Genomic DNA, 22,693 nt, shown 5'->3' on the forward strand with positions numbered 1-22,693 from the left:
AAGACGGTTGCTTTAGTTGAGATAGATAAGCGATAAAACAACCTCTAATGAGGGTGGTCTACGCTTTCTAGTACGTCGCTAAACGAAGTGGCAATTGGGCTAATGTGCAGCGGAATATGCAATGTTTTAGCAATTTGGCGAGCTGAAATTAATCCACATATTTCGTTATTGGCTGTTGTTACTAATAAAAACATCGCCCCTTGATGCTCCATTGTTTGTAAAGCATCGCCCACACAGGCATAACTTAAGCTTTGCATGCTGACACCCATTAGCTGGTTTATTGGGGTCATTACATGGCGAAGGCTCACTTCATTTCGCGGTGTATTTAAACGTTGAGCAATAATAGTAATTTTAGCACTTTGTAAATCAGCACTTGAAACAATACCTATTAGCTTGTGGTCGTCATCCATCACCAATACAAAGTCAGACTGCTGGCTGCTCGTTTGTTTAAGGGCGTCAGTGATTGTTGTTTCGTGCTGTGCTCGAACAGGTTTTTTTTGTGTAAAGTTATTCACCATTTTTAAAGCGGGTGAGGTCAAATCGATCAACGGTTGATTGTCAGCAAATGATTTTGCAATAACACCATGAGAGATATTTTGGGTACGTAATTCTTTAAAGTTAGACATAATATCCACCTATTAGTTAAAAATTTAATTAAATTGAAAGTAATAAATTAAATTAAATAACAGGGGGCCCACGTTGGTACGCAGTGCTAAACGGTCTGCTAAAAGATGAACTCTTGTAGAAAGAGTGAGCGCCTTTAGGGAGTGGTTGAGCTGCCTTAAGGGAAGTGACATCAACAAATGAATCTTCGTCAAAGTCAGGGGTTGCCTGATCGGGAATATCTAAGGCAATTAAATTATTTAAAACGGTTGGGTGTTCAAGGTTGGTGTTTTGGTTGCTGGCATGCAAAGTCAAACTCACACTCATAAAAAGTGCAAACAATACGGCATTACTAAATATGCGCTGTACTACGTTTGACATAACCATTACAACCTTTGCTAATCCCACATTAAAATTATGTGCGAGCTATTTATATATAGCCTAATGCGATAATTTAAACAATCAAAAGTTAATATGATCTGAATCAAATGCTACTTAGCCGTTTTTTGATACTCAATTGAGTTTATGTACCACTCTTTTTTTCCCTGCGGTGTCATTACTTCAAAATCGTCATCGACTTGTTTTTTAATAAGCGCCCGGGCCATGGGTGAGTCGATAGAAATATAGTCTTTTCGGTCATAAATTTCGTCTGGGCCCACAATTCTGAACTTTTTTATGTCGCCTTGCTCATTTTCTATTTCGACCCACGCACCAAAAAATACTTTTCCGTCTTGCACGGGGGAGTAATCAATAATATTTAAATCGGGAATACGCTTTCGCAAATAGCGAACACGTCGGTCTATTTGGCGCAGCAGTCGCTTATTATATTGATAGTCGGCATTTTCAGAGCGATCGCCTAAGCTTGCTGCCCAGCTGACTATTTTTGTTATTTCAGGGCGTTTTACATTCCACAGGTGGTCGTGTTCTTGTTGCAGTTGCAAGTAGCCTTCACGGGTAATTAAATTTGTTTTCATCGACTTTTAATTATTAGCTCTAATGATGGGCACGGTAATAAACTTAGAAAAATTTGTCGAGCTTAAAGTGTTTAAAGCAGCCATTATTGTTGTTTGAAATGTTCAGTAACAATCTAAGGCCGTAATTAGTTTTTGATTATTTGTTTTTTCATTTATATTAATACTTAATTGGATATAAAAATAAGAAACAGGTAATGGGACACGAAACGACAAAAGTATTGGTTGTAGACGACGATATGCGCTTACGCAGCTTATTGGAGCGTTATTTAGTAGAGCAAGGTTTTATTGTTAGAACCGCTGCAAACTCAGAGCAAATGGATAGGCTTTTAGAGCGCGAAAACTTTCACTTAATGGTACTCGACTTAATGCTTCCCGGTGAAGATGGCTTATCTATTTGCCGTAGGTTACGCCAAAAAGAAAACGAAATCCCTATTGTTATGCTCACCGCAAAGGGCGACGAAGTCGATCGTATCATTGGTTTAGAGCTTGGCGCAGATGATTACATTCCAAAGCCATTTAATCCTCGTGAGTTACTTGCGCGCATTAAAGCCATATTGCGCCGCCGCGCTAAAGAAGTGCCAGGTGCGCCCGCCGCAGAAGAAAACCTAATTGCCTTTGGTAAATTTACGCTTAATTTAGCCACACGTGAAATGAGCGAAGGCGATAAAACAATATCGCTAACCAGCGGCGAGTTTGCCGTACTTAAAGCGCTTGTGTCACACCCAAGAGAGCCGCTTAGCCGCGATAAACTCATGAACTTAGCGCGTGGCCGAGATTACAGTGCCCTAGAGCGCAGTATTGATGTGCAAGTGTCGCGCCTTCGCCGCATGATTGAAATAGATGCGGCTAACCCGCGTTATATTCAAACTGTGTGGGGATTAGGGTACGTGTTTGTTCCTGACGGTGAAAAGTAGTTTTTATGGGATTTTTTCCGCGTAGTGCGTTTGGGCAAACTGTATTTTTGGTTGCGGCGTTATTACTTATAAACCAAGTTGTATCTTACGTAACAGTTAGCTTATATGTTGTAAAACCCACCATAGAGCAAGTTAACTTAATGCTTGCTAAGCAAGTTAAAACCGTTTTTATTGACTGGGAAGACGGTATAGAAATAAACGACGACTTATCAGAAAAGTTTTTTGAAATAACCGGTATTGATGTGATGACCCAGCGCGAAGCCATGCGCCAAGGGCTTAGTCAAACCCGTGAATACCCAATGCTTTCACGTAGTATGTCTGCGCAGTTAAATGGCTCGGCGCGGGTGCGTATTACGCAAACTGGCCCACTCGTTTATTGGATAGAGGCCCCGCAAGCGCCTGGCTATTGGGTTAAAATTCCGCTTTCAGGGTATCAAGAAAACAACCTCGAATTTTTAACGTTTTACTTATCAAGTATTGGCTTTTTGAGTGTGCTAGGTGGTTGGTTATTTGCACGCCACCTAAACCGCCCGCTTAAAGCACTGCAACAAGCCGCTGTAAAAGTGGGTAAAGGCGATTTTAGCACCAAGCTAGAAGAAGAAGGCTCTACCGAAGTAATCGAAGTAACGCGTGCGTTTAACCAAATGTCGCGCGGTATCGCTGCCCTTGAAAACGACCGCCGTTTACTTATGGCGGGTGTATCTCACGATTTACGCACACCACTTACACGTATTCGTTTAGCAACCGAGATGATGAGCGACCAAGACGAGTATCTTCGCGAAGGGATTATTTACGATATTGAAGATATGAACGGTATTATCGATCAATTTATTGAATATTTACGTCACCACAAACGCGAAGAACTCAGTTGTGAAGATGTAAACGCGTTAGTGGGTGAAGTCGTTAATTGCGAGTTAAAGCATCAGCGTTCTATTACCTTTAAAAGTAACCCTAGTATAGAGAGCATTCCGCTCAGCAGCGTGGCTATAAGGCGTGTTGTAACTAACATGATTGAAAATGCTATTCGCTATTCTGACGGCGATATAGAGGTACTTAGTTATTATAACTCCAATAAAAAGTATGTGGTCATTGCGGTAAACGATAATGGCCCAGGTATTCCTGAAAGTGAATTAGAGTCGGTATTTGAACCGTTTAAGCAAGGTGATGCTGCACGAGGCAGTGAGGGCAGTGGCCTAGGCCTTGCTATTATTAAGCGCATTGTTGATATGCACGACGGCAAAGTAAAACTAGAAAACCGGCCTGAAGGCGGCTTAAGTGCACAAATTTATCTGCCTATAAAAATAGTAAACTCTGCACAGTAACCTGTGCAGAGTGTGCTATTTGTAACACTTAAATATCTGTAACACTGATATAACCGTTGAGCTTAAAGTGCTTTAAAGCGAATGGCAGTGCCGCCGCAACGACAGTCGCGGTCGTCCAAGCGGTCAAACCGTTGCAGGCAGTGGTAAAAGCTATACCACAACCACCTTCTACGACAGCAATTATGGCCGCGTAAAAGGGCTGCGTTACCCCAACAACCTCACACTTGAATACAGTTACAATGACGTAGGCTATCAAACGCAGGTAAAAAATGCGGCTAGTGGTTATGTGTATAAAAATATAACTGAATTCGACATATTTGGTAATGGCTCTCAAAATACGCTAGGTAATGGACTCACTGAAAATACTGCTTACAGTAATAAAAGTGGGCAAATGATCCTAAAAACAATAGCTAAAAATAATAGCAACATTATGAACATCGATTACTCCGCGTACGATGGTTTTGGTAATTTAAAAGCCGTGGATATCACCACGGGTAATATTGGCAATCAGCACAGCTTTAGTGAAACTTACAGCTACGATGCACTACACCGTTTAGAGAGTAATGCCGTTAATGGTATCAGCACCATCAACTATAGCTATGATGCGGTGGGTAATTTGTTATCCAAATCAGACTATGCAACGCAGTATGATTATGAAAGCGGCGCAACAGGCGGGCCTAATGCAGTTAAACGCGTATACCGTAGTGGAAGCTGGAAAACATTTAGCTATGATGCTCGTGGTAATATGACGCGAGGTGATGGGCTTACTAGTTCAACCTACAACGCTATGGACAAACCCACGCAAATTATAAAAAGTGGTAAAACTCTCAATTTTACTTATGGCCCGCAGCATATGCGCTTTAAACAAGTAAATGGCAGCGTGACTACTTTTTACAGTGATAAATTATATGAAGAAGAAGTTACTGGCACAAAAACCACCTGGCGGGCTTATATAGACGACATAGCCGTAATAAGCCAAACCACTAGTGAGGGCGCAACCATCCGCTATACTCACCGCGATCGCCTAGGCAGTGCACGGGTATTTACCGACCACAACGGGCAAGTAGAAGCAGAGCGAAACTACGACCCATTTGGCAAACCACGTTTAGCCAGTGGTGGCTTAAAATCATTTGGCAATTCAAAACTTAATGATTTGGCGGATGCAAAAACGAATCGAGGCTTTACTGACCATGAGCATTTAGATAGTGTAGAGCTAATCCATATGAACGGTCGGGTGTACGATTATAACCTTGGGCGTTTTATGTCGGTTGACCCGTTTGTTCATGAGGGTTCGCAAGGATTAAACCCATACTCTTACATCATGAACAACCCGCTGTCCGGTATTGATCCAACAGGTTATTCACCAGAAGAACCTGAGTTAGAAAAGGTTGAGTACACGGAACAGACTGAAAAGGTCGCTGTTACTGGATCAAGGATAAAACGAGAAGTTGTAACAGGTGCCAGTGGAACTGCAACTTACTCTAATGGGGCTACACAATCGTTTTCAGCGACATTCAGTGGTGGGAAGGTAGCCACGATGGACATTGGCTCCATGAAACAAACTAATGCAAATAATACAAAATCCGATCCTATTTCCAATAATATAGAACAATATGCACAAGAAAATGAATATAAAACTAAAAGTAAAATTAGTTACTCCACATTACCAATAGATAAGACAAACTTGGATGAGAATGTAAAACCTTATGACAAAGTAACTCTCCATCACACAGGTGGAGCGGATACGCCAAAAAAAGTAGAAGACATGCATAGGGCTAACGAGGGGATTATAACCATAATGCGACAAGCAGGAGATATGGTTAAATTATCACAAGCCTATAATAATGCAGATGTTGGTTATCATTTTATGATTTCTAAAGATGGCACTATCTATGAAGGTCGATCGCTTGAGTATTCCGGGGCACATGTGAAAGGTAATAATCAAGGGAATATAGGGATAGCATTTTTAGGGGATTATACAGAAAACCCAATTTCTAAAAGGCAATTTGGTGCAGCTAGGCAATTAATAGGGAACTTGCGGCAGAGATATAAATTGTCTGGACAGTTTATTAAGACTCATGGTCAATTTAACCCAGATAAACATAATGAGTTACAAGGTGCTAAACATCAGGTTGGTATGTTAAGGAGTGAATTTAAGTGATTAAGAAAATAACAATAATTACATTACTTATAGTAATAGTAGGTTTTTTTGTCCATGTAAACCAAAAGACATACAGCACGTTCGTAGATTTTTTACCTTCTAAGGTGAGATCTAATTATATTGAGTATATTTTAGATGACAGAGCTGGAATAGGCTCTGATTATATAAAAATATTATTATTACAAGCTTTAGAGCGTGAGGAGTATGAATTTAATATACGGTTACTTTTTCCTTTATGTGATAGAACTGATACTCCATATGCAGAGCCTATCCCTCAATTAGCTGTAAAAGTTATATATAAAAATAAACCGTCTATTATAGATGAGTTAATAGAGTATTATAATAATGATGAAATTACACAAATAGTAATAGAAAAACAGTTAGAGAAAATAAGTTTGATGAATAGCGAGAAATTAAAATAATCAAGTCATAAGTATCTTACTGATTTAAGCTGGAATTAAAATAATGAAAGTGGGGTCGCGTCTTGCCTTTTTCCTGTTTATTGCCGAAAAAAGTTATTAAGTGCGCGACCAACCCCAGTAGAACTGCGCACTTGCTAACAGCAAGCCGTGCAATCTGTGTCAGTGCCACTAGCTAGTGGCGCTGGCTCAAATAGCTAGCTCTGCTGTTTTTAAGTGACACGGCTTACTGAGTTTGAATGAACACAGTACTGGTTTAAGCTGCTCATAATGAATTGTATTTATGTGGTGGTTGTTCGCAATAAATTAAATGAATCGAGACAGAATTTGTTGTTTGAGTGCCTTTAAGCTCGTTGGTGGAGTTGGTTGGAATAAAATGTTTATAAGCTCAACGATTTCTGTATGGCAAATGAAGTTATAGAAACGATTCATCCCTTCAAAAGAATTAGCTACTAGCCCAATTTAAGTGATTAGGGTCAAATCTTGACTTCAGACATCAAAGGTCTAGATTTATAGTTCAGTTAATTGAATGGATTGCTATGTCTAGGCCGTTGCGAATAGAGTATGAAAATGCGTTTTATCATGTGATGAATCGTGGAAGAGGGCGTGATAATACCTTTTTGAGTGATGACGACTTTAAGTATTTTTTATATAGCATTGAGCAAGCAAGCCTTCGTTTTAATATTGAGGTGCATTCATATTGTTTAATGACTAATCATTACCACCTGTTAATAAAAACCCCCGATGCTAATTTAGGCCGAGCCATGAAGCATATTAATGGCCTTTATACTCAATACTTTAATAGAGCACATAACATAGATGGCGCGCTGTTTAGAGGGCGATACAAAGCGGTGTTGGTGGATGCTGATAACTACTTATTGCATGTTAGTCGGTATATTCATCGTAACCCAATTGAAACGAGTACCCCGATGGTAGATGACCTGGCTAAGTATAAATGGTCTAGCTATTCATCGTTTATTAAAAGGGGAGCGACGCCTAAATGGCTTGTACGAGATTTTATATTTTCGCTGCAAGGTAAAAAGCGTCAATATGCAGCTTATAAGCAATTTGTGGAATATGAAAACAATGAAGAGATAAGCGCATTTTATAGCTCTAAAAAGTTATTGTCGGTGTTGGGTTGTGATAACTTTATTGAAAACATAAAGGACTATATTGCAAAATCTAACAGTGAAAGAAAGCTTGTTAGTAAAAAGCATTCAGCAGATGATGTAATTTCTTACATAGCTAAACACTTTAGTGTTGAGGTAGATGACATAGTAATGGCTAAAAAAGGGCGAAAAGAGAAAAACTTACCCCGTTGGTATGCTATTAAATTATGCCAAGATTTAACGGAATTAAATTTGCAGGCATTAGCAGATATTTTTAATGTTAAACACTATTCGGCGATATCCAAAACTGTCTGTAGATTAAATGCATTAATGATTGAAAATAAGAAGGTTAAATTACAATTGGAAGAGCTACGAGGTTGTTTGATGTCTGAAGTCAAGATTTGACCCTCGGGCCTTATAACGCGATGGATAAACCCACACAAATAGTAAAGGACGGTAAAACCCTCAATTTTACTTATGGCCCACAGCATATGCGCTTTAAACAAGTAAATGACAGCGTGACTACTTTTTACAGTGATAAATTATATGAAGAAGAAGTTACTGGCACAAAAACCACCTGGCGGACTTACATAGACGACATAGCCGTAATAAGCCAAACCACTAATGAGGGCGCAACTATCCGCTATACCCACCGCGATCACCTAGGCAGTGCGCGGGTATTTACCGACCACAACGGGCAAGTAGAAGCAGAGCGAAACTACGACCCATTTGGCAAACCACGTTTAGCCAGTGGTGGCTTAAAATTATTTGGCAATTCAAAACTTAATGATTTGATGGATGCAAAAACGAATCGAGGCTTTACTGACCATGAGCATTTAGATAGTGTAGAGCTAATCCATATGAACGGGCGGGTGTACGATTATAACCTTGGGCGTTTTATGTCGGTTGACCCTGTTATTCAAAGTCCGACGAATAGCCAAAGTATTAACCCTTATTCATACATAATGAATAATCCATTGAGTGGAACAGACCCGACTGGTTATACAAGTTGTGATGCAGATGATCCTGAAAACTGCCAAGAGGCTGCAGAAGAGCTAGGTAAAGATGAAAAGGCTGATATTACTCAGAGGCAATCTGTCACGGGGTCCCGTATAAAACGCGATGTGAAAGTCGGCACAATGACAGGCAATGGTAATGGCACGGTTAATGTTCAAATAGGCAATATGTCTGCAACAGCCGATATTGGCGCACCAGCTAGTAACAATAAAGGGGCTAATAGTACCAATCAAAATGATGATGCACAAAAATCGTTAATTGTGGGAATTACTGGAGGTGGTGGGCACAAGTCAGGTGCTGGCCCAGATTTACTAAACCTTACTGAGCAATACAAAGATGATGATGGCGTTGATGTTCAAACCTTTGAGTGGGACGACTCAAAGGCCGCCAGAAAAGCCATTATTAACTTCAGGAAGGACAATCCTGAAGGTAGAGTTGTACTTATGGGGTACAGTCTTGGAGGTAGGGCCGCAGTAAATATAGCTAACAAACTGGGCAAAAAAGATATTTCAATCGATTCGCTGGTAACATTTGATGCTTATTCATTTGTTGGTAGTTCGCACAAGTTGCGCTACAACAGCGTAAAACAAGCACTGAATTTTTACCAACAAAATCCTACTGACAGGAGTTGGGGGATATCCCCCGCAGGAGCAAGCAACCCGTACCCCGGTAGTGTGATAAATTCAAAGCACATTAATGTTATAAATCACAATTACACAGGCGATAGTAGGGGAATTAATCATATAAACATTATTGATTACGCCATCAGAGATTATGAGAAAGTGATTAGGGTCAAATCTTGACTTCAGACATCAAAGGTCTAAATTTATAGTCTACAGCTAATTGCTTACTTACTTACTTCTTACTTACTTAATTATGGGGTCAGGTCTTGTTTTTTGCTTTTTAGCCGACTAGTGCTTAATCTTTAGTTGTTCATTTACTAGCATAGATAGGTAAAAAGGTGGCTAGGCCGTTAATATTAGAGTTCGAAGGTGCTTTGTATCATGTTACGTCGTGAGGGAATGAGCGAAGAAGGCGGCTTAAGTGCACAAATTTATCTGCCTATAAAAATACAAAACTCTGCACAGTAACCTGTGCGGAGTTTGCTATTTGTAACACTTATATATCTGTAAAACTGATATAACCGTGAAGCTTAAAGTGCTTTAAAGCGGATGGCAGTGCCGCCGCTGGTGGCAAGTGTTAGTGTTAGCTTGTCGTTTGCGGTCACCATGCGTTTTTCGATGTTTAAATCGTACGGGTTGTTTTTCCATTCGGCGTTTTTACCGTCTTGGTATATATGCGCTTCAAACTTTTTACCTTTTTCTAAAAAGTCGAGTTTTACTTCAATAGTGCGGGCTTTTTCGTCAGTGACTGCACCTAAGTACCAATCGTTTCCTGAGTATTTATCGCGTTTTCGTTCTTTACGAGCGAATATAATAAAGTCGCCCACCTCGCCATCTAGCGCAATACTCTGCTGCCAATCGGTTGGTACATCTTGAATAAATTGAAATGCATCAGGTTTAGCTAAATAGTTTTTAGGTAGGTCGGCGGCCATTTGAATCGGGCTATACAGTACAACATACAACGCAAGTTGCTTGGCTAGTGTTGTTTGCGGGCGGTTTGTATCATCGCCTAAGCCATTAAAGCCCATATCAAATATACCGGGGGTAAAGTCCATTGGCCCTGCCAGCATGCGGGTAAACGCAAGCATAGAGATATGCTCTGGCGGGTTAGGCGGTGTGCCCCATGCATTAAACTCTTGCCCACGTGCGCCTTCGCGCGCAATCCAGTTGGGGTAGGTACGGCGCAGGCCAGTGTCTTTTATAGGTTCGTGAGTGTTAATACTAATTTTATGTTTAGCAGCGAGCTTTACGTTATAAAGATATTCGTTAACCATAAATTGGCCGTCGTGCCACTCATGGCGGGCAATGCCGTTTTCATCTATGCGTTTTATGTTACCGCCATCGGCCACATAGCCCGTTTTAACTTGGCTTACGTTTGACTTTTCGTATAGGGCAAAGGCATCTTCCATTTGATTGCGATAGTTAGTTACATTGCCCGAGGTTTCGTGGTGGCCAATTAACTGCACCCCTTTTTGCTTACCGTAGCGAGTAAGCTCCTCAATATCAAAGTCGTCGTAGGGTTGTGTAAAGCTAAACACATCGCCATTAAAAAACCAGTCGCCATCCCAGCCTATGTTCCACCCTTCTACTAACACGCCGTCAAAGCCATATTCTGCGGCAAAGTCCATGTAGTATTTGGTTGTTTGAGTTGTAGCACCGTGTTTTTCACCACTGCCCCATGTTTGCGTATTTATGTGCATACCCCACCAAATACCGACGTATTTACCCGGTTTTACCCACGAAACATCACCTAATTTATTTGGCTCATTAAGGTTTAAAATAATATCGGAGTTAATCAGGTCGACCGCTTTGCTGCCTATTTGAATAGTACGCCACGGCGTATTAAATGCGCCTTGTTTTTTAACTGCAATGCCGTCAGACCATGGTGTTAAATCGGCTTGAAAAACACCTGGTCGACGCTGGTTAAGGGTCATACCTGCATAATCGACAAGGGCTGCTTCGTGAATGCTAACGTGTACGCCCTCTTTATTTTTAAATGTAAAAGGGGTGTGTACTAAGGGCGCGTCGTTAACTGGGGTGGTGTTATAAACATATTCGTAACGGTTCCAGCCTCGGGCTGGGATCCACCACGCTGTTGCACTTTGGCTGTCGGCAATGGCAAATTCGGTAAGTTCTTTTGTGATTTCTATATTTTCAAAACCGGGTTGTTTAGGTATTTCGTACCTAAACCCTATACCGTTGTTAAACGCTCTAAATTTAACGGTAAATACGCCGCCTTGTGGTTTTTTAAATGTAACAGCAACTTCGTTATGGCTGTCTGTAACGGTTTGTCGCTCGCCCCAGGGCTGCTGCCACTGGGTGTTTTGTGTGTTTTGTTGTGTGTGGGTTATTTTAAAACCTTCGCTAAAAGGGGCTTGTTGTTTAAATTTAAAACCAAGCGCGGAGCTATTAATAACCGGTTTGTTTTTAAAGTCGATTGAATAGCTTGGGGTCGTTAATTCGTCAGAAATAGTTATTTTAATATTGCCGTTGGGCGATTGTAATGTGGCTGTTTGTGCAAAACAGCTGCCCGAAAAAGCGAAAAGCAAAAGTGCTGATGTTCTCATTTAAGAGATCCTTACTGTGTCAGTGTGACTTGTCAGAATAAAGGCTGTTGTTAACAAATACGAATATCTACATACGTATTCATTTATCAATAAAATAGAAAGAAATAAGTAACATAATGGGTCTATACTGTAAATAATTTGAAAAATAAGAATAGTAAGATGATGTTCAAATATTTAACGTTAATTATTGTCATGTTATTAACTTGGCAGGTACAAGCGGTTTCTATCACGGTTAACAATAATAAAAACGAGCCTATGGCTAATGCCGTGGTGTGGCTGACTTCTGAGGTGCTTTCTAGTGACCCCAGCCAAGCAGATACACTTTATTCTATGGTGCAAAAAGATAGGGAGTTTACGCCGCGCATTTTAGTTGTACCACAAAATGCAAAAGTGGAATTTCCAAACGCCGATTCAATTTTGCATCATGTGTATTCGTTTTCTGAGGCAAAAACGTTTGAATTAAAGTTATATAAGGAACAACCCAAGGCGCCATTAGTGTTTGATCAAACCGGTGTTGTTGAGTTGGGATGTAACATTCATGACTGGATGCTTGGTTATATTGTGGTTGTTGATAGCCCTATTTTTGATATTACCGATAACAGCGGACATGTAAATTTAACCGTAGAGCCAGGTGAGTACACCCTTAATGTTTGGCATTCAGGGTTTGGCGATATAAGTCATGTTGAGTCTAAAAAAGTAACCATAGGGCAAGCTCCATTTATATATAAAATTAAACAAGCGATAACTGAGCAGTTTGATTTTGCTACGGATGAATTTGATGACTATTAACCACATGCTTAAATGTGCGGTTGTTAGTAGTGTGCTTTTATTTAGCGCGTCAATCAGTGCACAGGTTAAAGGGCTGCTACAAGTGCGTGCAGTTCAAGGTGATACGCTAAAAAGTTTTCAAGAAGGAGGCACCGGCTTATACCGACACGATGCTAAAAACGATGGGGTTTTATTATCGCAAGGTATTATTGACGTGCGCGCCGATTTAGCAACAAGTTGGTCTGCTCATGGGGTGTTAAACGTTAATCAGGACCCTGATGTAGGTTTAGGTTTAACACAAGCCTATTTTACATATAAACCATTAACTAGTAGCGCTTATAAGTGGCATGTACGAGTGGGTGGGTTTTATCCGCTAATGTCGTTAGAGAACCCAGATATTGGCTGGACATCTCCTTACAACTATACCAATTCAGCAATTAATAGTTGGATAGGTGAAGAGCTTAGAACCGTTGGCGCAGAGGTAACAATAAAACGCCCCGCTAAACGTTTTAACAGCCCGCATAGTTTTAGTTTAGTGGGGGCAACATTTAAAGGTAACGACCCTACAGGCACGTTACTATCTTGGCGTGGCTTTGCCATGCACGACAGGCAAACTACATTTAACGAAGGTATTAGGTTTGCACCCGTTGCAGCACTTAGCGAATATGCATTGCGTTGGCAGGCAAATCAGGTTTTACCATTTGAAGAAGTTGATGGGCGCTTTGGTTATTACCTTGGTGCACACTGGGATTATTTAAAACAATCACAATTTAGAGTTTATTATTACGACAATAATGGCGATCCAACTAAACTGAACATTAGCTCAGGACAATATGCATGGCATACACGTTTTACCAGTGCTGCATGGTTATATAAATTTAATAATAAAACGCGTTTTATAACACAGGTACTAAGCGGTAAAACCGAAATGGGGCATAGCAAATTAATAGATAACGACTTTTACAGCCATTATTTAATGCTAAGCCATAAAGAAGGTAAACATAGAATATCGTTGCGGTACGATTACTTTAAAGTAACCGATAACGACACGACGGTATTTGACCCAAATGCAAGCAATGGCGAAGGGGTAACAGCCTCTTGGCGTTACGCGTTTAGCAAACATGGTCAAATTGGTATTGAAGGCTCAGCACTAAAAAGTTTTGTAGACAATAGAGTTGCAATGGGGCTGCAGCAGCGAGCTTCGCAGCAGCAAGTAATGATTAACACGCAATGGAAGTTTTAGGTTTTATCAACCTACTGCAATTTTAGGTTTAATTTGTAAGAGGCGTTTAGGGCCTTGCAGGGTGATAAAATGAATTTGCATAGTATTCGCGTTAAAGTGTCGTTTCCGATAGTTGTTTTAGGACTTGCCATACTCTCGTTAATTGTGGGGTATACCTACTTAATAACCTTACAAAAAAATGCACTTGATGTGCAGTCTGAAAAGTTTATTAAGGCGCTGTCTCTTGCTTTAAACGCAGACCGCGACCTATACCAAGCTAAAGTGGCCGAATTAAATTTAGTAACTCATTCAAAAAATACAGAAAAGTACCAGGCAGAGCACGAAGAAAATGCAATGCAAGTTACTGATAAAATTAATCAGTATTTATCTTTAATGAAAGATTACCCCAGTATAGCTAAAGAGCTAAATGGCTTTGAAAACGACTTTAATGCTTGGCTTGCAGCGTCAAAAAGCTACATGGATGATAAAAATAGCCAAGCTAAACAAACGAATTCAGAGCAAGCATTTGCCACTTTAAGGATTAGGCTTGATAAAGCCGGTGAGCTGGCTGAAAAAACCTCGGAGCAAGAAATCATCACGCTTTCATCTAATATCATTTCAACAAAAATGATGATGCTGACAGTGGTTACTATTATTTTAATTGCAGCGAGTTGGTTTAGTTACAGTGTACCTAAACAACTTACTCGCCAAATTAATTATGTAACTAAGCGTATTAGTGATATTGCCTCAGGAGATGGCGATTTAACTGGCCGAATACAAGTAACGTCTAAAGATGAGTTTTCTGACTTAGCCACCGAATTTAATACTTTTTTAGATAACTTACAGCAATTAATACGCGATATATTAGAGCAATCTAAAGAGTTAAATGGTTTAGGTGTTGAGCTTAGCAAAGTGGCTACCCAAAATAACAGTGTAAACCAAGCCTTGGGACAAGCGTCGGAATCTATTGTAAGCGCAGTACATGAAATGAGCACTGCTAGCAAGGAGGTTGCAGGGGTTGCACAGCAGTCATCAAGCGAAGCCGATAATTCGTTAAAACTAGCGCAACAAGGGCTTAGTGCGGTGGCTAATTCTAGTTCGCGAATTACCTCTCTCTCTAGCAACATGGAGCAAGCTATGGCGCGCTCTACTGAGCTGCAACAAAGTTCTGACAACATCGCAAAAGTCCTTGAGGTGATTCGTGCCATAGCAGAACAAACAAACTTATTAGCACTTAATGCAGCAATAGAGGCGGCACGTGCTGGCGAATACGGACGAGGCTTTGCGGTTGTGGCTGACGAAGTAAGAACGCTTGCTACGCGCACACAAGATAGTACCAACGATATTCAACAAATGATTGAGTTGTTTGCATCGAGTGTATCGCAGTCGATTAATGCCATAGGTGAGAGTAAGCAATTTGCAGATGATGCTGTGGAGTCGTTTTCGCAAACTAACGATATACTCAATGCTATGCAAAGTTCATCTACTAAAGTAAACGATATGGCTATGCAAACTGCGCAAGCTACCGAAGAGCAAACAACGGTTTCTGATGAAATAAGCCATAACTTATCATCACTTAACGATCAAACCTTAGAGGGTGGGTCGCTTGCGCGCACAACGCAAGATGTATCAAATAAAATGGAGCAGTTAACAGACGAGCTAAATCGATTAGTTAACCGGTTTAAGGTTTAACGTAACAAAAAGGGAGCGTGTAGAGCTCCCTTTGTAGAATATTAACACTTATTATTTTTTATCAAACGCGCGTTTCATAAAGTTAGGTGTTGCTAAAGCGCCATGGTGAATACCACTGTTGTAGTATTCACTTTGCGTTGCAACGTGTGCTGCGCCGTCTTCTCTAAAACCATTAAATGCTTCAGACTTACGAGCAAGTGTTACCGACCATAAACCACTTGGGTAAATAGGCTGAGGGAATGGCAATGTTTGTAAATCGTTAAAACCCACGCTTAACATCGCTTCACGCATTTCAACCAGTAGTGGCATATGCATAAGTGGCGATTCGCTTTGTTGCACTAAAATACCGCCAGGGCGAAGTGCGTTTAAGCAGCTAGTGTAAAATGCATGGTTAAATAAACCTTCACCTGGGCCTACTGGGTCGGTGCCATCAACAATAACAACGTCGATAGACTCGCCAGCTGCTTCGCGCATGTACTTAATGCCATCGTCAAACATAACTGTAGCGCGTGCATCGTTATTAGACTCGCATAGCTCTGGGAAATATTTTAACGACATTTGCGTGACTACTTCGTCTATGTCAATTTGCGTTACGCTTTCTACGCCAGGGTGTTTTAATACTTCACGTAACGTGCCGCAGTCGCCGCCGCCAATAATAACCACATTTTTAGGATTTGGGTGTGCTAAAAGTGCAGGGTGGCTGATCATTTCATGATAAAAAAAGTTTTCGCGGGTTGATACCATGGTACAACCGTCGATGATCATTAAATTACCAAAGTCTGTGGTTTCGAACATTTCTACTTTTTGAAAAGGAGACTGTTTTTCATCTAACTTTTTGTTAATGCGTAATGAAAATGCGCTGCCGTCGCGGTCGCTAATTTCAGTAAACCACTTACTTTGATCTAAGTTTGCCATAGTTGCTGATACACTTTTTAGGTTAAGGTAAAAAAAGGGCAATTCTGCCAGTGCTTGGCGGTTTGCTCAATGACATTTTAACTGATTTAGCGAATAAAGTTAGTGAGGAGTGAGTGAAAGTTCAATTTTTGTTAGCCTAGGGGATAGCGACGTATTAAAATGCGCCTTTATACCTAATTGACTAAAGAAGAGTTGCCATGACCTGGGGTTTAGAAACAGCACGTGCTACTTATAATGTTGCTCATTGGAGTGATGGCTATTTTGATATCAATGCACAAGGCGAATTGGTTGCCTACCCCGACGGCGATCAAAGTAAAGCCGCAATCTCTTTAACAGACTTAACAGAGCAATTTAAACAGCAAGGGCTAACATTGCCTGTTTTAGTGCGCTTTACCGACATTTTAAAAAATCGTGTAGATACGCTTACTAATGCTTTTACTAAAGCGCGCAGTAGCCGCGAATATAATGGCAAATACACCTGTGTTTATCCTATTAAAGTAAATCAGCAGCGCTCTGTGGTGAGTAAGTTATTGGCGCACCCAAGTGGTTTAGTTGGTCTTGAAGCGGGTTCAAAACCTGAGCTAATGGCTATTTTAGGTGTGGCAAAAGAGCCAATTACCATTGTATGTAACGGCTACAAAGACAGCGAATTTTTACGTTTAGCGTGCATTGGTCAGGCCATGGGGCACAGCGTAAAAATAGTGGTCGAAAAGCTATCAGAGCTAACCACCTTACTTGAAGAAATAGATAACTTAGGCATAGAGCCTGCAATTGGTATTCGCATACGCTTAAATTCGGTGGGTAAAGGTAAGTGGCAAAATACCGGTGGCGAAAAAGGTAAGTTTGGTTTAACTGCAGGGCAAGTATTAAGTGCAGTAGAAGTACTTAAAAAACACAATAAATTACACTTAATGCAAATGGTGCATTTTCATATTGGCTCTCAAATTGCCAATATTCGTGATATACACCGCGCGCTTCGTGAGTGTGCGCGTCACTTTGCAGAGCTAACGCAGCTAGGCGTACCACTGAATACGGTTGATGTAGGTGGCGGTTTAGGCGTTGATTATGAAGGCTCGGGCTCTCGCAGTGCGTGCTCAATGAACTACACAGTGGAAGAGTACGCCCGTAACGTAGTAAATGCGTTTGCGGAAGTGTGCGACCAACACGATTTAACCCATCCAGCTATTATTACCGAGTCAGGCCGCGCTTTAACAGCCCATCATGCGGTACTCATTACCGATGTGATTGACGTTGAAAAAGCACCCAATCATTTAAATCCTGAACCACCGCTTGAAAACAGCGTGTTAGTGCTTGATGAAATGTGGCAATGTTTACAGCGTTTGAATCCGCGTATGGCGCTCGAAATTTATCACGATGCGATGCACTTATTTAGCGAAGCACACGATCAGTACGTACACGGTTTAGTAAGCATGCTAGAGTGGGCGAAAATAGAACAGCTTTACTTTACTATTTTGCATCGCGTACGTGCGTCGCTTAGCAATAACGCCCGCGCACACCGAGAAGTACTCGACGATTTAAATGAAAAGTTAGCCGATAAACTATTTGTTAATTTTTCACTGTTTCAGTCGTTACCAGATGTGTGGGGCATACAGCAGCTGTTTCCGGTTATGCCAATCGAAAACTTAACGCAACCGCTTACTCAGCGCGCCATTATTCAAGATATTACTTGTGACTCGGATGGGCAAATACGCGAATACGTTGAAGGTGCAGGTATTGAAACCAGCTTGCCAATCCCTGAATATAAGCATGGCGAACAATACCACCTTGCTATGTTTATGGTGGGCGCGTATCAAGAGATTTTAGGCGATTTACATAACCTATTTGGCGATACCGATTCAGTGCATGTTGAGCTAAACGACGACGGCTATGTATTAACCAATGCCATAAAAGGTGATAGCGTTAAGGATGTATTAAAGTTTGTTGATTACGATAGCGCTATTTTAGCCGAAAATTTTGCTTCTCAAATTAATAAACTAGATGCCTCAGAGCAGTGTAAAGCAAGTTACCTGGCCGAACTCAATGCAGGGCTTGAAGGCTACACCTATTTTGAAGATTAATTTTTAAGTATAAAAGCGCAGTGTTTGCTGCTGCGCACCGTTAAAGGAATAGAAGTAATGTCAGTTATTCGTAGTGTTTTTAGTCTTATTTTTTATGCATTAAACACACTTTTTTGGTTTATACCTATTTTTATTTGTGGCTTATTAAAGCTTATTCCTATTAAACCATTACAAAAGTTATTGAGCTGGATTGCTAAACAGTGCGCCACTATTTGGGTGTCGTTTAATACCTTAAACCAGCGGCTGTTTACACCAACAAAACTTAACGTGACGGGCTTGGATTCTCTGAAACTAAAAGATTGGTATTTGGTGATTGCCAATCATCAAAGCTGGGTTGATATTTTAGTATTGCAGCGCGTATTTAATCGCAAAATTCCGTTTTTAAATTTCTTTTTAAAGAAAGAGCTTATTTATGTGCCTATTTTGGGCTTATGTTGGTGGGCGCTCGACTTTCCATTTATGACGCGCACGAGCAAAAGTCAGCTTAAAAAGAACCCTAAATTACGTGGCAAAGACTTAGAAACAACACGTAAAGCCTGCGAAAAATTTAAAGAAATGCCTGTAACGGTAGTTAACTTTGTTGAAGGTACGCGCTTTACACAAAGTAAACATGCAAAACAGCAAAGCCCATTTCCGCATTTATTAAAACCAAAAGCTGGTGGCATTGCCTTTGTTATGCAAGCAATGGGTGAGCAAATTTCTCAAGTAGTGAATGTTACTTTGCATTACCCTGACGGTATTCCTACGTTTATGGACTTTGCTGGTGGGAAAGTAAAAAATATTAATGTACACGTGGATGTCATGCCAGTAAGTGACGAGCTAATTGGTGATTACACGGGTGATTCTGAATTTAGAGTTCGTTTTCAAGGCGAGTTAAACCGTTTATGGGAAGAAAAAGAACAAACATTGCAATCACTTGATGCCCCAACAAGTACAAAATAACACGGTGAGCTTACAGTTATGCTAAAAAAATGGTTACCAAATTGGCTAAACGGCCTAATTGTAGGCTGCGTATTATTTACTAACCTTATAATTTTTGGCGTGTTGGTATTACTTTTAGGATTAGTGAAACTATTACTGCCTATTCATGCTGTTAATCGTTTATTACATAGCGCTTATCGGGGATGGTGTAATGGTAATCGATTGGGTTTATGGTTAGGCTGCCCAGACATTAAAATTGATGTAAAAGGTGATTTAAACTCAAAAAGTTGGTACTTACTAATTTGTAACCATATGAGTTGGTTAGATATTACGGTGCTCAGTTCGATGCATGCGTTACCCGCTCCTAAGTTTTTTTTAAAAGACGATTTAAAATATGTGCCATTTATTGGCACAGGTGCGTGGGCGATGGGAATGCCATTTATGAAACGTGTAAGCAAAGCGCAAATAGCTAAAAACCCAAAGCTTAAAGGGTTAGACATAGAGCGTACCAAAAACAGCTGTCGTAACTTTCGTAACCATCCAACAACTATTATCAACTTTGTTGAAGGAACGCGTTATACCCCCGCTAAACATGCACAACAGCAAAGCCCGTTTAAGCATTTACTAAAGCCAAAAGCAGGCGGAATTGCATTTGCACTTGAGGTACTCGGAACCCAGTTTGATGCTATGTTAAATACCAGTTTGGTCTATAGCGGTAAGTCAGATCATGTGTGCCGCAACTTATTAAAAGGTGAGCTAGACTCTATTCACGTATCAATTGATGTAATGGCTATTACCGACACTATGTTAGGTAGTTACCAAACAGATGAAGCGTTCAAAGCTAATTTTCAACAGTATGTGAACGACTTATGGGTTGCAAAAGATAAGCAATTGGCAGGTATTTATGCTCAGCAAGCTATGCCAGATGCACAAATTAGTAAGGAAGCCAAAACACTATGACCAACACCCATATACAAGAGCTAATTGCCCCTTGGTTTGAAAACGTCCCCGACGCTGCTTTTTTTAGTGCACTAACGGCTACCGCCATTGGCATTTGTTCGTTATTTGTTGTGTATTTATTTACTCGCAGGCTTATGCTGCCAGGTATTCAAAAGGTGGTTACTAAGTTATCGCCTGAGCGTATTGGCGCGCTTTCTCCAATGTTAACTAAGCTTAATAAGCGTATTGCTGGGCTACTGTGTTGTGTACTGTTTTTAGCCACCTTCGATAGTGTATATCCGGTTGGTGAGTTAGCGGCTGAAATACTTAAAACCATAGGCCAAGCTTTATTAATTATTTATACCGGTTTTATTATTAGCAGTATTGTTAGTCTTGCGGCTGCTATTTATAACCAATTAGACTTTGCTCGAGAAGTCCCCATTCAGGGCCTTGTGCAAGTTGTAAAGCTAATTACCTTTATTGTTTGTGGCATTTTAATTGTTAGTATTGTGCTTGAAAAATCACCGACGTATATTCTTTCGGGTTTTGGTGCGATTGCCGCCGTCACTTTATTAGTATTTAAAGATACGATTTTAGGGTTTGTTGCCAGTATACAAATTGCGGCTAACCGATTAGTTACTTATGGTGATTGGATACAAGTTGATAATTATGGCGCCGATGGTGAGGTAATAGACTTAGGCTTAAACACGGTAAAAGTACGCAACTGGGATAACACTATTACGACTATTCCTACGTACATGCTGGTGGCAGGCTCGTTTAAAAACTGGCGTGGTATGCAGGAGTCGGGTGGAAGGCGTATTAAGCGCTCACTCAATATTGATATGAACAGCATTTGCCTAGTAAACGACGAGTTTAGAGCGCAAATAGACGCCGCTATTCCGCTGCACGAGTATATTCGTGTATCGACATTGCCAGAGCCTGTGTCTAATTTAGGGCTGTTTCGTCGTTATGCCGAAGGGTATTTAAAGCAGCATAGTAAAATAAACTCTTCGCTTACTTTAATGGTGCGGGAGCTTCAACCTTTAAACCACGGTTTACCTATTGAGTTTTACTGCTTTAGTGAAGATAAGCGCTGGATTTCTTACGAACATTTGCAAGCCGAAATAATGGATCACTTACTTGCCGTGCTGCCTATTTTTGGATTGCGCGCCTATCAAAGTGTGAGTGGGCAGTTAAGCCCACCAACCAATGCAGGGCAAACTGAAAAGCCCAGTATTAAAGTGCCCAATAATGCTGTGCAAGACCCACACTAATAAATAATATTAATAGCCACCAAATAGGTGGCTTTTTAAGTCGTAGCCATGCAAAAGCTACAACAACTAACCCAATATGTAACCAGCTGTGCACTGCCGATGTCCAAATAGGTGAGTATAAAGCTGCGGCCAAAAAGCCCACAACGGCGGCATTAAGTGCGGCAATTGAACTAGCAAAACGCGGTTTATTAGCCAAGTTAAGCCAGCTTTTTTGAAATGCTAACATCAATAAAAAGCCGGGTGCAAAAATTAATAACGTAGCAACCAGTGCGCCAAATAAAGGCTGCGCAGTATTAAGTTGTGCACCTAAATAAGTAGCAATAGTAAACATAGGGCCAGGGATTGCTTGAGCGCTGGCATAAGCACTTAAAAATTGGTCATCACTCAGCGCAGGTACACCAGCTTGCAATACGGGTAATACAACGTGCCCACCACCAAACACCATAGCGCCTGCTTGGTAAAAAGGCGCAAATAATGCAAATTCTTTTCCAAGCGGGGCAAAGCTAATTGCCAGTAACAATGCAAATAAGCTCAGCGCAACCCAGTTAATATTACTTTTTGTATTGGTATTCGTATTTTGATTTGCCTCGCCTAATTTTAATAAAGGCCATATAGCACCAATAGATGCAGCAATAACTAAAACTGCAATTTGCGTGCTTAACACCGGAAGTAGTACAAGCGCTAAGGTGCTTAATACGGCAAGTAACTTTAGCACCGCACTTGTGCAAAAGCTTTTAGCCATAGACAGTGTGGCATCAGCTACGATGACCACGGCAAATAGTTTTAAACCCGCAATAATCGCATAGTAAACGGCATCAAATTGGTGTGCACTAATGGCCAGTATCACCATAATTAAAAAAGATGGCAGCGTAAAACCAACAAACGCGGTAATACCACCTAATATCCCTGCGCGTTCAACGCCAATAGCAAAGCTTACTTGGCTCGAACCAGGCCCCGGCAACGCTTGGCTTAAACTAATTAATTGCGCGTAGCGTGTGTTAGTGATCCAATTTAGTGTATCTACAAAGTGGCGCTTAAAATAGCCTAAGTGTGCCGCTGGACCACCAAAGCTCATGCAGCCAAGTAAAAAAAACTGTCTAAAAATAGCAATTAGCATTGCGCTTTTATCCTTTTTTGAATTCATTAAATTGTCACAAAGGAATGTGACATATTTA

At 40.7% G+C, this 22,693-nt stretch carries 19 protein-coding genes; 13 read left to right on the forward strand and 6 right to left on the reverse strand.

Going from position 1 to position 22,693, the window contains the following annotated elements; translation table 11 throughout:
- Positions 1–44: 44 nt before the first annotated feature.
- From MTP24_RS01005 to greB, 3 genes are all read right to left on the reverse strand, one after another.
- Positions 45–626: a CBS domain-containing protein gene (locus MTP24_RS01005; RefSeq protein WP_243532374.1), complete on the reverse strand. Its 582-nt coding sequence runs from the start codon at positions 624–626 to the stop codon at positions 45–47.
- A gap of 52 nt (positions 627–678) precedes the next feature.
- Positions 679–984: a hypothetical protein gene (locus MTP24_RS01010; protein ID WP_010557746.1), complete on the reverse strand. Its 306-nt coding sequence runs from the start codon at positions 982–984 to the stop codon at positions 679–681.
- 110 nt (positions 985–1,094) lie between these two features.
- On the reverse strand, positions 1,095–1,577 hold the full coding sequence (gene greB / locus MTP24_RS01015; protein ID WP_010557745.1) for a transcription elongation factor GreB: 483 nt from the start codon (positions 1,575–1,577) through the stop codon (positions 1,095–1,097).
- A 194-nt stretch (positions 1,578–1,771) separates the two neighbouring features.
- On the opposite strand from greB, the gene ompR reads away from it, so the two are divergent.
- From ompR to MTP24_RS01045, 6 genes are all read left to right on the forward strand, one after another.
- Positions 1,772–2,491, forward strand: a complete 720-nt coding sequence (ompR, locus tag MTP24_RS01020; protein WP_006793806.1) for a two-component system response regulator OmpR — start codon at positions 1,772–1,774, stop codon at positions 2,489–2,491.
- Positions 2,492–2,496: 5 nt separating this feature from the next.
- Positions 2,497–3,813 (forward strand): two-component system sensor histidine kinase EnvZ, encoded by a 1,317-nt coding sequence (gene envZ, locus MTP24_RS01025; protein ID WP_243532377.1) that lies wholly within the window; start codon positions 2,497–2,499, stop codon positions 3,811–3,813.
- A 286-nt stretch (positions 3,814–4,099) separates the two neighbouring features.
- Positions 4,100–5,974: an RHS repeat-associated core domain-containing protein gene (locus MTP24_RS01030; protein ID WP_243532379.1), complete on the forward strand. Its 1,875-nt coding sequence runs from the start codon at positions 4,100–4,102 to the stop codon at positions 5,972–5,974.
- Positions 5,971–6,396 (forward strand): hypothetical protein, encoded by a 426-nt coding sequence (locus MTP24_RS01035; protein ID WP_010557742.1) that lies wholly within the window; start codon positions 5,971–5,973, stop codon positions 6,394–6,396. Before MTP24_RS01030 ends, MTP24_RS01035 begins: the two co-directional genes overlap by 4 nt.
- A gap of 536 nt (positions 6,397–6,932) precedes the next feature.
- Entirely contained in the window at positions 6,933–7,907 is a 975-nt protein-coding gene (locus tag MTP24_RS01040) for a transposase (RefSeq protein WP_243532381.1), read from the forward strand.
- Between the two features lie 20 nt (positions 7,908–7,927).
- Positions 7,928–9,322, forward strand: a complete 1,395-nt coding sequence (locus MTP24_RS01045; protein WP_243532382.1) for an RHS repeat-associated core domain-containing protein — start codon at positions 7,928–7,930, stop codon at positions 9,320–9,322.
- A 350-nt stretch (positions 9,323–9,672) separates the two neighbouring features.
- On the opposite strand, the gene MTP24_RS01050 is transcribed toward MTP24_RS01045, so the two are convergent.
- Entirely contained in the window at positions 9,673–11,709 is a 2,037-nt protein-coding gene (locus MTP24_RS01050) for a glycoside hydrolase family 97 protein (RefSeq protein ID WP_010557740.1), read from the reverse strand.
- Between the two features lie 162 nt (positions 11,710–11,871).
- On the opposite strand from MTP24_RS01050, the gene MTP24_RS01055 reads away from it, so the two are divergent.
- The 3 genes from MTP24_RS01055 (at position 11,872) to MTP24_RS01065 (ending at position 15,391) form a co-directional block, all read left to right on the forward strand.
- The gene (locus MTP24_RS01055; protein ID WP_033035406.1) at positions 11,872–12,498 is read left to right on the forward strand and encodes a methylamine utilization protein; all 627 of its coding nucleotides are present in this window, start codon (positions 11,872–11,874) and stop codon (positions 12,496–12,498) included.
- Positions 12,488–13,720, forward strand: coding sequence for a hypothetical protein (locus tag MTP24_RS01060; protein ID WP_243532384.1), 1,233 nt, complete (start codon positions 12,488–12,490; stop codon positions 13,718–13,720). Before MTP24_RS01055 ends, MTP24_RS01060 begins: the two co-directional genes overlap by 11 nt.
- A 69-nt stretch (positions 13,721–13,789) precedes the next feature.
- Positions 13,790–15,391, forward strand: a complete 1,602-nt coding sequence (locus tag MTP24_RS01065) for a methyl-accepting chemotaxis protein (RefSeq protein ID WP_039038373.1) — start codon at positions 13,790–13,792, stop codon at positions 15,389–15,391.
- Between the two features lie 51 nt (positions 15,392–15,442).
- On the opposite strand, the gene speE is transcribed toward MTP24_RS01065, so the two are convergent.
- Entirely contained in the window at positions 15,443–16,306 is an 864-nt protein-coding gene (gene speE / locus MTP24_RS01070) for a polyamine aminopropyltransferase (RefSeq protein ID WP_010557736.1), read from the reverse strand.
- A gap of 197 nt (positions 16,307–16,503) precedes the next feature.
- On the opposite strand from speE, the gene speA reads away from it, so the two are divergent.
- The 4 genes from speA to MTP24_RS01090 are packed head-to-tail and all read left to right on the forward strand — an operon-like array spanning position 16,504 to position 21,518.
- Positions 16,504–18,384 carry a biosynthetic arginine decarboxylase gene (gene speA, locus MTP24_RS01075; protein WP_243532386.1) on the forward strand — a complete coding sequence of 627 codons (1,881 nt, stop codon included), beginning with the start codon at positions 16,504–16,506 and terminating at the stop codon, positions 18,382–18,384.
- 57 nt (positions 18,385–18,441) lie between these two features.
- Positions 18,442–19,326, forward strand: a complete 885-nt coding sequence (locus tag MTP24_RS01080; RefSeq protein ID WP_243532389.1) for an acyltransferase — start codon at positions 18,442–18,444, stop codon at positions 19,324–19,326.
- An 18-nt stretch (positions 19,327–19,344) separates the two neighbouring features.
- Positions 19,345–20,265: an acetyltransferase gene (locus MTP24_RS01085; RefSeq protein WP_243532390.1), complete on the forward strand. Its 921-nt coding sequence runs from the start codon at positions 19,345–19,347 to the stop codon at positions 20,263–20,265.
- Positions 20,262–21,518: a mechanosensitive ion channel domain-containing protein gene (locus tag MTP24_RS01090; RefSeq protein ID WP_033019818.1), complete on the forward strand. Its 1,257-nt coding sequence runs from the start codon at positions 20,262–20,264 to the stop codon at positions 21,516–21,518. Before MTP24_RS01085 ends, MTP24_RS01090 begins: the two co-directional genes overlap by 4 nt.
- Here the strand turns inward: MTP24_RS01090 and chrA are convergent.
- The gene (chrA, locus tag MTP24_RS01095; RefSeq protein ID WP_243533648.1) at positions 21,481–22,635 is read right to left on the reverse strand and encodes a chromate efflux transporter; all 1,155 of its coding nucleotides are present in this window, start codon (positions 22,633–22,635) and stop codon (positions 21,481–21,483) included. The two genes, MTP24_RS01090 and chrA, sit on opposite strands and share 38 nt — an antisense overlap.
- Between the last annotated feature and the right edge of the window lie 58 nt (positions 22,636–22,693).

This window comes from Pseudoalteromonas sp. APM04, assembly GCF_022809815.1.
In the GTDB taxonomy this organism is placed as follows: Bacteria; Pseudomonadota; Gammaproteobacteria; order Enterobacterales; family Alteromonadaceae; genus Pseudoalteromonas; species Pseudoalteromonas marina.